Annotated in this window: 5 protein-coding genes and 2 pseudogenes; 3 read left to right on the top strand and 4 right to left on the bottom strand. The window is 60.0% G+C overall.

The genetic code is table 11. From position 1 onward, the window contains the following. Positions 1 to 309: pseudogene (locus N181_RS34210) on the top strand (MFS transporter); the annotation flags it as partial. 449 nt (positions 310 to 758) lie between these two features. On the opposite strand, the gene N181_RS02390 reads toward N181_RS34210, so the two are convergent. The 3 genes and pseudogenes from N181_RS02390 to N181_RS02380 form a co-directional block, all read right to left on the bottom strand. After that, on the bottom strand, positions 759 to 1,517 hold the full coding sequence (locus tag N181_RS02390; RefSeq protein WP_037402484.1) for an SDR family oxidoreductase: 759 nt from the start codon (positions 1,515 to 1,517) through the stop codon (positions 759 to 761). 185 nt (positions 1,518 to 1,702) lie between these two features. Further along, positions 1,703 to 2,116 carry a cupin domain-containing protein gene (locus N181_RS02385; protein WP_037402479.1) on the bottom strand — a complete coding sequence of 138 codons (414 nt, stop codon included), beginning with the start codon at positions 2,114 to 2,116 and terminating at the stop codon, positions 1,703 to 1,705. Between the two features lie 451 nt (positions 2,117 to 2,567). Next, positions 2,568 to 8,805 (bottom strand): annotated as a pseudogene (locus tag N181_RS02380) (PAS domain S-box protein). 865 nt (positions 8,806 to 9,670) lie between these two features. Between N181_RS02380 and N181_RS02375 the strand changes: the two are divergent. Both N181_RS02375 and N181_RS02370 read left to right on the top strand, forming a co-directional pair. After that, on the top strand, positions 9,671 to 10,480 hold the full coding sequence (locus tag N181_RS02375; RefSeq protein WP_037402481.1) for a class I SAM-dependent methyltransferase: 810 nt from the start codon (positions 9,671 to 9,673) through the stop codon (positions 10,478 to 10,480). A gap of 236 nt (positions 10,481 to 10,716) precedes the next feature. Then, positions 10,717 to 12,549, top strand: coding sequence for a PHA/PHB synthase family protein (locus N181_RS02370; RefSeq protein WP_037437525.1), 1,833 nt, complete (start codon positions 10,717 to 10,719; stop codon positions 12,547 to 12,549). A gap of 94 nt (positions 12,550 to 12,643) precedes the next feature. On the opposite strand, the gene N181_RS02365 is transcribed toward N181_RS02370, so the two are convergent. Continuing rightward, positions 12,644 to 13,634: zinc-binding metallopeptidase family protein (locus N181_RS02365; RefSeq protein ID WP_060563221.1), on the bottom strand; the 991-nt coding region annotated here is incomplete at its 5' end.

Below are 13,634 nucleotides of genomic sequence, written 5' to 3'. Positions count from 1 at the left end.
ATCGCCGCGCCGCTGCTCGTCGCCATCAAGATCGGCCTCTCCCGATATGCCAAAGCCCGCGCCGCCCGGCGGCGCGAGGCGAAGGCATCTCAACAGGAGAACCGTGCGGTTCGGCTCCTCTATGGAGAACACTTCTCCGACCCCGGCGTTCACACATGGCCTTGCGCTGGAGATTACGACCCCGTCCTGGTCCCCCACATCGCCCCGCGAAAACAGTTTGCGACACAACTGCTTTCCACGGGCCGCATGGGCAACGAACATCAGCCGTCCCATCCCGACCGGGCGAATGCCGATCGAAGGCAGTCATGACTTGGCAAGCCCTGGCTGCCAATCGGCTCCGGACGCGGCCAACGAAAATTCTCCGCGCGACCCCACACCGACGCGAGACGCTCCCTTCCGAGCCGGCGGATTGCATGCGCCGCCGGCGCTGAGCCTTGAAACAGCTTGCTGATGGCGTGCCTGCGCTTTGGCGTCCTTGTCCTTGCTCGGCGCGATCTACATCTATGTGTACGGGATTCTTCAAGGATCACTCAACTTCTACTGCATGTTCCCTTAGATCGTAGCCGGATTTGACAAGGCGGCTCCATGCCCGCTGTTCTCCGAGGCCCACGAGAAGCAGGATCCATCGACCTTAAACGCGGGAGGCGTTGCCGGGAGAACTGGAAGCTGACCCGAGGACGAACTCAAGGCGATCGACAGTAAAAAGGGGCCCATGGTGCACAACCATGGACCCTCGAAAGCCCGCAGGCTGCTGGATTTCATCCTACCGCCTGGCTGCGCTTCGAAAACCATTTATCGAAATCCAGCTTCCCGAGCTTGGCGAGGCCGATCGGAACCAGGGATTGGTCATTCACGGCGCTGCCGAAATACTTGGCTGCAGGGTCGGCGACCACTTTGCGGTTATCCCCGGTGACGGCCAGATAGCGGCCTACGAAATCGCTCATCGGCTTTCGCTCCGGGCCGGCTATGTCAAGCGAACCATTGACGGGCGAAGCGACGGCCGCTTCCGCAACGAAATAGGCGACGTCGTCTGCGGCAATCGGCTGGAATGCGCCGGGCGACACGCGAACAGCATCGCCGACAGTCGACGAGTCGGCAATGCCGCCAAGGAATTCCAGGAACTGCGTGGACCTTACGATCGTATAGGGAACGCGGCCACTCTTGATCAGGGATTCCTGCGCCAGCTTTGCCCGGAAGTATCCACTGTCGGGGGAGCGATCGACGTTGACGATTGAGAGCGCGACGTGATGGCGGACACCGGCGTCCAACTCCGCCTTGAGCAGGTTTTTCGTCGAGCTTTCGAAGAACGCGAGAACCGCTTTGTCCTCCCATGACGGCGAGTTCGCCACGTCGACGACGACATCGGCGTTTGAAAGGGCTTGGGCCAGCCCCTCGCCGGTCACCGAGTTGACTCCAGTGTCGGGGGAGGCCTGCATGACGGTGTGACCCTGCCTTCTCAGGCGCTCCGCAACCTTTGTGCCGATGAGGCCGGTGCCTCCGATGATAACTATCTTCATTGTGAAACCCTTTCGTTTGCTCTGCTCGAACGCTATGCCCGGCTTGTCCATGAAGGCGGCCGCTATCGATCGTTCACGCCTATGGCATGATCGTCGCAAACCGCGGGCGCTTCCTTGCCAAGATGGCTGGCTCTGAAGGGGTCGCGGGCAGAGCCCCTGAGCCGGCGGTCACTGCCAACTTCCGATCATTCGTCCGGAATGGTGAGAACCGTTTCTTCCGTATCTACGATGAAGACTGCCAGAATTTTGGCATCTTCCGTTTCACTGGCATTTGCGCTGACGCGATGGTGGGCGCCAGGAAGTTCAACCCAGTCTTCGCCCGTGTTGTAGATTTTGACGTCACCATCATTGACCTGGCTTTTGATCCGCCCCTGAATCACTGTCGCGGATATAAAGGCGCTCTTGGCATGGGTGTGTGAGGGGTTCGATCCGCCCGGTCCGTATTCCACCAGGACGCCTCGCATGCTCTTTCCCGGAACATTGGGGATCTCATGATCGAATACCGTCGTGACCTTGGCATTGTACGGTTTGTCGGCGGCGAGCGTGGGTGCCGCAGCGATCAATGCGACGGAAACGGCGGCAGCAATGGGCCTAAACATTCGGTGCCTCCTCTACATGGTCGGAACCTTTGGAGCTCCTGCAGGGATCCACGGTAGTGAATAGGCAGCTGGAGGCCAGATATACGTTGGTTTGCGGTTGATGGCGCAAGATCGAGACGCTGCCGATCAGCGTGCGTTGGGGCGGGACGCACGCGGTGCGAGGGAAGCCCGTCCCCGCCGTTGTCGCGCACTATACCATCGTACACTGGATTAGCCCGCGCACATGAGGGAGCCTCCCCATAGCATCCAACTGTCCGGATGTGCTCCGTGGAAAGGAATGCGTCATGAAACACGCGTCTCTCATCACGCAGCTTCCGCCGAGAATTCGCGAGCCCGTCGCGTATCTGTCCCTGGTCGCCGTTTTTCTCGTCGGTACATGGCTGCTCCTCATCGCATCTAATGCGAGCGCGCATGACGCGCTGCCAACCGCCGCGCAGCCGCACGGGTGGGCTTACCTCCCGGCTCCGTATGCCATCTCCTCGCTATTGACCGGCAACATGAACTGAAAAACAGCACCGCGTGGTGCGTTTGCTGTCGCCCATAGCCGTCCGCTGTGAGCCTCTATGAGAGACCGGCTAATCGCCAGCCCCATGCCCAATCCTTGCGGCTTGGTCGTATAGAAGGCGTCGAAGAGATGGTCCAGGCTATGCGGATCAAACCCCGGCCCCGAATCCTCGACCGCGATGAGCACGTGCTTCGATTCATCCGCGGCGGAGCGCACCAGCAGCTCGCGCGCATTCTTTTCGACTCCGTTCATGGCCTCGATGGCGTTCATCATCAGATTTAGAAGCACTTGCTGCAACTGGATGCGGTCGGCCAGGATGGTCGGCACATCGTCCGAGAGGCGGGTTTCCAACGCTACGCCGTTTCGCTGTATCTCGCCGCGAGCCAACGCAATGACTTCATGTATCGTCTCGTTAACGTCGAGCCAGTCCTTCTGTGGCGGCGCTTTCTTGGCCAGCGCGCGTATGCGGCCGATGATTTCGCTGGCTCGATGACCTTCTGCAACCGCCCGCGAGACAGACCGCCGAGCCTTCTCCAGGTTCTGCGCATCGAGCCAACGCAAACCCGCACCGGCACTGTTCACGACTGCAGCGAGCGGCTGGTTGACTTCGTGGACAATCGAAGCGCTCATCTCTCCCAGAGTTGCTATCCGGGCAACATGGGCCAGCTCCGCCTGCGTCTTCCGCAGCGCCTCTTCCGTTCGCCTGCGCTCGGTCACGTCGCGCAGGATCCCACTGAAAAACCGTTCTTCTCCCGACCCCACCTCGGCAAATGAAACATCAAGGATAATCTCTCTTCCGCTCTTGTGCAGCCCGGGCAAAGACACGGCGTCCCAAGAAATATGCTTCTCTCCTGTATCGAGATAGGCGCGAATGGCTTGTTCATGGCGCTGCCGCAGGCGCTCAGGCATGAGCACCGTGATTTTCTGGCCGACTATTTCCGCCGGGGTGTAGCCGAAGGCCTTCTCCACTGCCCTGTTGACGAACAGGATCGTGCTCGTCTGGTCTATCGCCACAATTACGTCCGTGGCAGTCTCGGCGAGGGTGCGGTAACGCTCCTCGCTCTGGCGCAACGCCTGCTCCTGCTGTTTACCCTGCGTGATATCTCTAATGTAGATCCGAAGGTGGATCGGTGCGCCGTTGGCATCCAATACAACCGAGGCATTCAGATAGACCCATAAAACGGAGCCATCATTTCGTATGTAGCGCTTCTCCAAATCAAACGATTTGAACTCGCCGCGAATGAGCCGCGCACATTGGCTCCACTCCGCCTCCGCGTCGTCCGGGTGGGTGAACTCGTGAAACCGGCGTCCCAATAGTTCGTCTTCTGTGTAGCCTAGCAGCTTGCATAGAGTTGGCGGCACTTTGAGCCAGCGCCCCTCCAGATCCGTATGAGTTGCCATCACCAGGGAGAATTGCTCTGTGCGCGCCAAATTCTCCTGGCTCTCACGCAATGCATTTTCGGCGAGCTTGCGCTCGGTCAGGTCGAGTACGAACGCAACGCCCTCATTCCCACTTTCCTCAAACAGCGCGCCGCCGACGAGCACGGGTACGCGGCTGCCGTCCTTCCGGAAGTACTCCTTCTCGACCGGATGGAACGTCCCAACTGCACGCAGCTCTTTCAGTGCGCGTTCGTCGACATCGCGCCATTCCGCCGGCGTCAGGTCCGTCCAGCGTACACGGCCCGAAAGAAGATCCTCACGGCTGTATCCCACCATGTGGAGTAGCGCTTCATTGGCCTCGACAACCTCGCCTTCGAGTTTCCAGAGGCAGATTCCCATGATGTTGGCGTCGACCAGGCGGCGGATCTTCGCTTCCCGTTGCTGGAGATCGCCATAAAGACGCGTATTCTCCAATGAGATCGCGGCCTGCAATGCCAGTAGCTTCAGTACGGAGATCCGGGTCGGAGTGAAGACGTGGGGTATGAGGTTATTCTCGAGGTAGAGCACGCCGATGAGCTTGGCCCGGTTGATCAACGGCAGGCAAAGTATGGAACGGGCGTTCTGCTGATGGACGTACATGTCGGCGGAAAACGGGTTCTCGGCCGAAGCATCGTCCAGTATCACGCTCTCATGGCTGCGCACGACATAATGGACGATTGATTCCGGCAGCACGGCGGCGGCCACGCTCGCTTCTCGCGTAGCCACGATGACGGTGTCGCCGTTGGTGATGGCTTCTGCGGCTATTCGCAATTGGTCATCCCGCGGCAGAATCAACAGACCTCGCTCAGCACCCGCGTGCTCAAGCGCCGTACGCATGAGCGTGTCGATCAGTTTCTCCAGGACGATTTCGCCCCACACAGCTTGCGAGACCTTGATAACCGTGGCGAGATCCAGTTGCTCGACGGGCGTGCTGATCGTCGACGTCGCACTCGGCCGCGCTGGACCGCCCCGCAAATGCGCATGAAGCTGATCGAGTTGACGGACCTTTGCGTCGGCACCCCACCGGAGGTAGCAGTAGCGCGCGTTGCGCAGATAGGTCTCGGCGATCGTTTCGAAGTCGCGCGTCGCGTAGAACCGCGAGGCGAGTTCGTGGGCGATGCCCTCGTTCTGGATGAACCTGTGCTCGCGTGCCGAACGAATGGCCTCTTCGTAGAAGCGCATGGCGTCCAGATCTCGCCCTTCCAGCCGCGCGATTTCGGCGCCGACCAATGCAGCACGGTTGGCAAAACTTGCCGGGCAGTTGCCCGCCCACACCATAAGTTGCCTGTGGTGGTCAAGGAGAGCGTCAAGATGCTGCGCCCGCTCCTCGCTTTCCGCAGCGTCGCAAGCGGCCGCCCGTGCGAGCGCGCCGTAGAAGTGATAGTCCGCTGCCTCCAGGAATGACCGTGTGGACCAAAGCAGGCCGGCAGCGTTGGCCACGGCCTCGAGAGCGGCCGGGTAGTCCTGCGCCAGCACACACGCCTGCAGCTTGTGGATCCAATAGGTGCACGTGCAGAGCGCCAGGGGCGGCTCCTCCTTGAGGTGCCGCTCGTACCAGCCGTCACCATACCCCGCATTGTCGAGAGAATTGAAATCCAGCGAGACGCCGCGAAGCGCTCGAATCAGCATGAGCTGCCCGGTGAACCAATCGATGGCGAAACCGAACCGTGCCTTGCGCGCATAGGCGAGACCCTGCTCCGCCTCGCGTTGCACGTCGCCGAGAGGTTCACCCGAGACGAGAAGGTTCGTAATAAGGTTCTTGAAGCCGAAAACCGCATAGGTCAGATCGCCACGAGCATTCGCCATGTCGAAGCCACGCCTTATCAGCGCGCGACTGGCGAAAAGGTCCTTCATCCAGGGAATGGCGAATGCTCCGAAGGAGGCATAGACGCGAGCCTCGAAACGATCCAAGCCACGGTTCTGCACGAGATCGCAGGCAAGCTGACCGAAGCGAAGGGCCGTCTGGTAGTCGCCGAAACGAAACCCCAAGACTCGATTGATATGCGCATAGGCGTAGCACGAGGCATCACAGTTGCCATGCTCCAGGCTGAGCGTTGCCATGCGAAGGACGACGAGGTCGTACAGATTGCTGTCGGTGAGCAGCGTCGGCGCGAACAGACCCGAGAGGACGTCCATTGTCGCGCGCCAACCAAGATCGCCCATCAACGGAAGGTCAATCAGCTCTTCAATCGATCGGCCGTCGACCAGTTGCCACATCCGATCGAGCTCTTGACGGACGTCCTCTTCCGACGGTTGCTGCGACCATTCGATACCGACATTGCGGAGATATTCTAAGCCGACTTCGATGGCGCGATCTGGCCGGTCAAGAGTCAGGTACAGCGCCAGGCGCAATTGCGTGACAGCAGCCCTGTCGACCACAGTTGCCGCGCGTCCCACCAAGGCCGACAGGCGTTTCTCCGCAGAGACGAGTTCGCCGGTCAGAAATTCACATTCGGCTAGATGAAGTTCCAGGTCGAACACCAGGCGATGCTGCCGCTCCCAGCAGTCATTTCCCAGCAAAGCGCGACCGGCGGCGAAATAAGTCAATGCCGATGCATATGCCGTTGAAGTCCTCGCGCGCTTGCCGGCGCGCAGATTGAGATCTGCGACCTGCTGTCGCTCTTCAGGCAATTGAATCAGGGCTGCGCCGCGATCGAGTTGATTGACGATCTCGAAGATCTTCTTGTCGATCTCGGCGGGCGTCGTCCGCTCGGCGAGTATTCTGCCAATCTGCAGATGCGTCGCCAGCCGCTCATCCTCCGAGACAAGGCGATAGGCCGCTTCGTGAATACGGTCATGGAGGAAAACATAGGCACCTTCCTGGCGCAGGATGAACCCCGCGCGCACAACCTCCCAGAGAGCGACGTGGATCTCATCCTCGGATACCCCGAAAACCATACTCGATGTGGTGGTCTGTCCGCTATTTCCGAGACAGGCGAGTTTCCCCAGGAAGTCCCGTGTTTTGTCCGGCAAACGGTTCAACTTCGTCGCCATGAAATCGACGACATTCTCGGTGAACCCCTTGGCGCGAATGCGTGCCATATCCCAGGTCCAGGCCGCTGTGCCATGATCGAATGCGAGCAGCGCCTCCTCGTCAAGAACCATCAAGAACTGGATCGTAAAGAACGGATTTCCCCCGGTCTTTTCATACACCAGCTGCACGAGCGGCTGGGCGACCACTGGGTTGCAGTGCAGCGCATCGACGATTAAGTGCCTCACATCGATAGGCAGGAGAGGCGCGAGCACGATTTCCTGCACCCTTCCTTTCGCGTTGCGGATCGCTCCAAGTGTCCGTGCCAGCACATGGGACGGACCAACCTCCTGGTCCCGGTATGCGCCGACCAGCAGAAGGTGGCGCACCTCTGGATGGGTGCTGAGGTGTTCGAGCAAATCGAGAGTCGCCCTGTCCAACCATTGCAAATCGTCGAGGAACAAGGCGAGCGGATGCTCCGCCTGGGCAAACACGCCGAGGAATCGTCGGAAGACTTGCTGGAATCGAGTTTGCGCTTCCTGTGGCGGCAATTCGGCGACCGCTGGCTGTTCGCCGACGATCAGAGAAAGCTCCGGAATGAGGTCAACTATCAGCGCACCGTTCGCCCCCAACGCCTCGAGTAGCGCGGAGCGCCAGCGACCCAGTTCCGCATCGTTCTTGCTTAGCACCTGACGCACGAGACTTTGCAACGCCTGTGCCAGGGTCGCGTATGGGATGTCGCGCTTGTACTGATCGAACTTGCCGGACGCGAAGAGACCGCGTGGTGGAACCAGTATCTTGTGGAGTTCGTTGACAACAGACGATTTGCCGATGCCGGAATAGCCGGAGACCAGCACGAGTTCGGTTGTACCCTCGCTGACGACGCGATCGAACGCCGCAACAAGGGCGTCGATCTCGGCCTCCCGCCCATACAATCTTTCCGAGATCAACAGCCGGTCCGATACGTCGTGCGCGCCCAGCGGAAACGGGTCGATGCGGTGGTCTGCCTCCCACGTCTTCAAGCAATGTTCGAGATCGACCGCGACGCCGGAGGCGGTCTGGTACCGGTCCTCGGCGGTCTTGGCGAGGAGCTTCATGACAATCGCCGCAACCGGCTTCGGAATCCCGTTGACCCGCTCGTCGGGCGGCATCGGTTGCCTGGCGATGTGGCAATGGATCCATTCCATGGGATCCGAGGCCGTGAACGGAAGCGTCCCGGTAAGCATTTCGTATAGCGTGACGCCGGGAACGGTTCATGCGACCCGTTTGCTCGGGCGCCATATAGGCAAGCGTTCCCGCGATTATTTCTGGCGGCTCGGGCGCCCGTCGTTCACGCGGCAGGCGCGAGGCAATGCCGAAGCCAAGCAGCCACAGTTCACCGCTGTCAATATTGACCAGGATGTTGGATGGCTTGATATCCTTGTGTATCAACCCGCGGCTATGTAGACGACCGAGCGCCACAGCCAGGCCGATTGCAACGTGCAGGAACGGCGTCAGATCCCAAGCCTTCCCGATCATTCGCGCAAGCACTGAGCCGCCTGGGTCCTCCATCAGGAGCACGGACCTTCCGTCCCGACGTTCCAACGCCACGGGCCGAGCCGCCCAGGCGGAATCCAACTCGTCCCGAAGCGCATAGGCGTGATCGAGCCGCGCCACGGCCTCCACCGTCGGATGTGTCGACACCGGTGCGCATATCAAAAGAGGAAAGCGTTCATCGTTCGATACGCGTCGGGACAGGATAAATTCCTCATCCTCCCAAAGCGTCTCGACGATGTAGGTCGGCAGCCCGGTCACAGTCTGGAACTCCAACGGACGCGGATGAACATCCAACGCCGCTCTAGTTGCTCGCAGCGTGCAGCGAAAACTGGAAGCTACACGTCGGCCGCCGTTTGGTACAGCCCATAGCTGCCACCGGTACTTTCAACAATCGAGGCGGTCGAAATCTGCACCGGACCACCCTCTATCAGGAAAGGGGAGCAGGTGCGGACCTTGAGTTCGCTCGGACCGGAATCAAAACGCCCCCGAGGCGGCGGCTTGGGGGCGGATCGATTGACGTTGGTTGCGGGGGCCCGAAACCACGGAGACTTGTAAATTTCCATACTTTTCGACGTGTTCGCATCACTTAATCTGTCGTCTTCAATGCCGAACTAGGTCCGTAGATTGGGACGCTTAACCGAGATGCCCTGCATACTCATGCGACCGCCCTTCGGGCGATGCAGCATGGTAGGCTGGAGACGCTCGGGGCTGGGCTCCCAAAATCGACATTACTACTGCAAAAGCCTGCCTTGTCCGTGAGGGTCACGAGACGAGCCCGATACCTGTGACGATTACGAAGCGCCTCCCAGATGTGGTGCCGTTCTTCCTCGAAGGGCAGGAATGAAGGCAATCGGCAGGCGGGAGAGCGAGATGTAAGTTTCCGCCCGCTGGCCACCGACAAAGTTTACGAGGTGTCGCTTGGCATTAATTATGAGATTGCTGCACCAGTGATTTCCTCGTGACAGTTAGAACAATAGGACTGTGGCGGCATAGGTCAGGAAGAAAAAATTCAGATCTGCGGCCGACCTAAGCCCGAACTCTCTACACGAGTTCGCATCGATGTCGTTGCTGCTGATGAGGCAGAAAGAGTACCCTCCTGATGCTAGGCACCTTGGAGGAAGCCATGGAGCAAATCCGCCTCACCGGCGCAAGGGAAACCCTGCTGATCACGCTCCAAGCCAAGGCAGCCGAAAGCGTCATGCCGGATTCGCTACTTCGCGACTGCTTCGCCGCAGATGCATTGCGCCGTATCGATCAGGACAGTCGGCACCTTAACGTTGGTCACGACATGACCATCGGCATTGCGCTGCGCGCCTATATGCTTGATCGCTGGACGGAGGCATTCCTTCAGCGCTGCCCGGAGGCGACTGTTGTCCATCTCGGCTGTGGTCTCGACAGTCGCATCTTCCGAATAGATCCTGGGCCGGGAGTTCGCTGGTTCGAAGTGGATTTCCCCGATGTCATCTCCTTGCGTCGGCAGATCTATCCCGACCGTGCGGGCTGCGCGATGATTGCCGGCTCGATCGTCGACAGTGGTTGGATTGCGGAACTTCCCGCCGACAGGCCGGCCATGATCGTCGCCGAGGGCGTTCTGCCTTATCTGAGAGAATACCAGGTTGCCCAGGTTCTGCGGCGCATCGCCGGCCACTTTCACTCGGGCGAGATAGCCTTCGACGCCTATAGCAGCTTCGCAATCCGAATGCTGCGCTTTAATCCGGCAATCCGCGCCACCGGTGCCTGTCTCCATTGGGCGCTCGACGACCCGGCAGAGTTAGAGCGGCAGGTACCGGGGCTAAAGCTCATCGACGATCGTTCGGATTGGGACATCGGACAGGTGGCGCGGATGTCACCGCCCGCCCAGATCGCGCTGCAGCTCTTCAACACCATCCTAACCCCCTATCGTATGGGGCGCCTGCTTCGATATGGCTTCTGAAACATTCGCACCCTAAGCCAGACAGCGCCGCGCGCCTCGGCCCGAACCTGCCCTTCGAAATCTACTTAAGGGAATGCCGAAAAGCCTTACTTGCACCGACCCGAGAAGCAGCGCACCATCATAAATGGTAACTTCCGTCTTCTGCTCCGATCGATCACACTTCGTCGTTCCCCGTCGGTATGCGGGCATTGCTCGGCATCAACGCCTGCGGCGGCAAGGCTGAATGGAGTTTCGCGATGAAGACGTCTGACAGACCAGTTTTGGCCACAGACCGCGCGAGGAAAGCAGGGTCGGCCAACTTGATAGCGGCTCAATCGGCGCTGCCATACGAAGACGTGGGTTCGGACGGCGAAGCATTCCGGGCGATCGATCGGATGCGTGAGGCCCTGAGTGCAATGGCGACCGGAGGACTTTCACCTGCCACATTGACACTGGCCTTTTACGACTGGTCGATCCACCTCGCATCGGCTCCGGGCAAGCGCATGGAACTTGCCCATAAGGCAGGGCAGAATTGGAGCCTGCTGCTGACTTACATGGCTGCAGCCGCCACGCGTCCGGACGCGCCGCCCTGTATTGAGGCGCTGCCGGGAGACAACCGGTTCCGCGCGGAGGGCTGGCAGAAGCAACCCTACACCACCTGGGCGCAGGCCTTCTTGCTGTGCCAACAGTGGTGGCACGATGTTACGCGCAACGTCCCCGGCATGACACCGCACCACGAGGACGTCGTCTCCTTCACCGCGCGCCAGTGGCTGGACATGTTCTCGCCGTCCAACCTTCCGTTCGCCAATCCGGAAGTAATCCACAAGGCGATGGAGACGGGCGGGGCGAACTTCACGCAGGGATTGCGCAACTGGCTCGAAGACGTCGGCCGGGTGGCCATGAGACAACCCCCGGTCGGGACGGAAGCGTTCCGCGTCGGACGCGATATCGCGGCCACGCCTGGAAAGGTCGTCTACCGAAATCACCTGATCGAGCTGATCCAGTATGCGCCCGCAACGGAGGACGTCCTGGCCGAGCCGATCCTGATCGTGCCGGCCTGGATCATGAAATACTACATCCTCGACCTTTCACCGCATAATTCCTTGATCCGCTATCTCGTGGCGCAGGGCCACACCGTTTTCTGCATTTCCTGGCGCAATCCGACCGCGAAGGACCGCGACCTCACGCTCGACGATTACCGGCGATTGGGAATCCTGGCCGCGCTTGATGCCGTCAGCGCCATCGCTCCTGAACGCAAGATCCACGCAACGAGCTACTGTCTGGGCGGGACGCTTCTAGCGATTACGGCGGCCGCGATGGCGCGCACCGAAGACCAGCGTTTGGCTTCGGTTACGCTGTTTGCCGCCCAGACGGACTTCTCCGAACCTGGCGAACTGGCGCTGTTCATCGATCACAGCCAGCTGCATTTTCTCGACAGCATGATGTGGCATAGTGGCTGTCTTTCCGCCGATCAGATGGCGGGGGCATTTCAACTGCTGCGCACCAACGATCTCGTGTGGTCGCGCCTCGTCCACGACTACCTGATCGGCAAACGCACGACGATGACCGATCTCATGGCGTGGAACGCGGACCCGACCCACATGCCCTACAGGATGCATGCGGAATATCTGCAGCGCCTCTATCTCGACAACGAACTTGCCGCCGGCCGTTTCATCGTTGACGGACGCCCGGCTCACCTCCAGAACATCCGCGTTCCCATGTTCGTCGTCGGGACGGAGCGAGACCATGTCGCACCGTGGCATTCCGTCTACAAGATCCATTATCTCACCGACACCGACGTCACTTTTGTGCTGACAAGCGGGGGCCACAATGCCGGCATCGTCTCCGAGCCAGACCACCCCGGCAGAGGTTTTCGCATTGCATTGACACGTGAGAGCGATTCCAGCGTCAGTGCGGACGAATGGGCCGCGGCAGCCACATCCAAAGACGGGTCATGGTGGCCGGACTGGGTCGAGTGGCTCGCCGGCCACTCAGCGCCGAGACGGGTGGCACCCCCGGTCATCGGCGCTCCCCAAAGAGGCTATCCCCCGATCGACGATGCTCCTGGCACTTACGTGCATCAGCGGTGAGGAAATATTTGATGGTGCGTGAGTGAGATTGCATTTCAGCATCGGAGATGGGAACGCAGGCCTTCGGCAGGGAAAAGCTATGTCACTACCTCGACTATCGAGAACTCGCAGCGCGGCGGTTCCCTTCAAATTGGCGGACGAGCCTATTCACGTAATCGAGTTTCGGAAACACAGACGGTGAAACTACAAACGGATAGGTATCGCGCTGGCCCATGCTGCGCTGTATGGCGTTGAGAGCGATGCTGAGAGGTACCCAGGCGTCGGCGATCTGTTGCGCGGAACTGGCGCGGTAAGGATCAAATGCCACTTCCGCCGCCATCTCCTCGCCCCCGCTTAGCGGGTCAACCGCCATGCCGAACGATCGGGCCGTCTCAAGAGTGTCGACGATGTGGAAGAGATGGGCGACGCACTCCGCAAAATCCTCCCACGGATGTGAGCTCGCATAGGGCGATATATAGTTTTCCTGCCAACCTAGCCGCGGGCCGTCTAGGTGATAGCGCTGGAGTGCTATGATGTAGTCTTCTCGCTCATCGCCGAATAGCGACCGGAATTCGTCGGAACAACCTGCATCGCGAACCAGCTTGTTCCAGATGTAATGTCCGATCTCGTGGCGAAAGTGTCCCAACAGCGTGCGGTAGTGCTCATTCATCGATGCGCGTGCGAGCTCCATCGTCACGTCGTTGGCCTCCGCGGCCCGAATGGTGATCACGCCCTCATCGTGTCCGGTCATGGGCACCGTGACAGTCCCGTCCGGCTGCTGCTGGTCCTCGATGAAGTCAAAGACCAGACCACCCTGCGGATCCTCGGTCCGATCAGGGTGCGGTATGTCCCAGCGCAGTATCGAATAAAACAGGTGCCGCTGTGCCTGCCCGATCCGCTGCCAGCGCCGGACGCCATCGGGGGTCGAGGCATTGGGGACGAGGCGATTGTGCCGACATGCGACGCAGAAATTCCCGCATCCGGGATTTACCAGCCAGTTGCAGACGTCGACCGAGGCATTGCTGCAGAAGACACGTGTCTCGAAAGGCTTGCCAGCCAGCTGCCATTGCGTCCCTCCGGCACTCTCGAGCGCATACATCGCCATG

It is taken from the genome of Sinorhizobium fredii USDA 205 (genome assembly GCF_001461695.1).
Taxonomy (GTDB): Bacteria; Pseudomonadota; Alphaproteobacteria; order Rhizobiales; family Rhizobiaceae; genus Sinorhizobium; species Sinorhizobium fredii.
The sequence above is the reverse complement of the archived record's forward strand: the minus strand, read 5'-3'. Positions and strand labels throughout refer to the sequence as shown.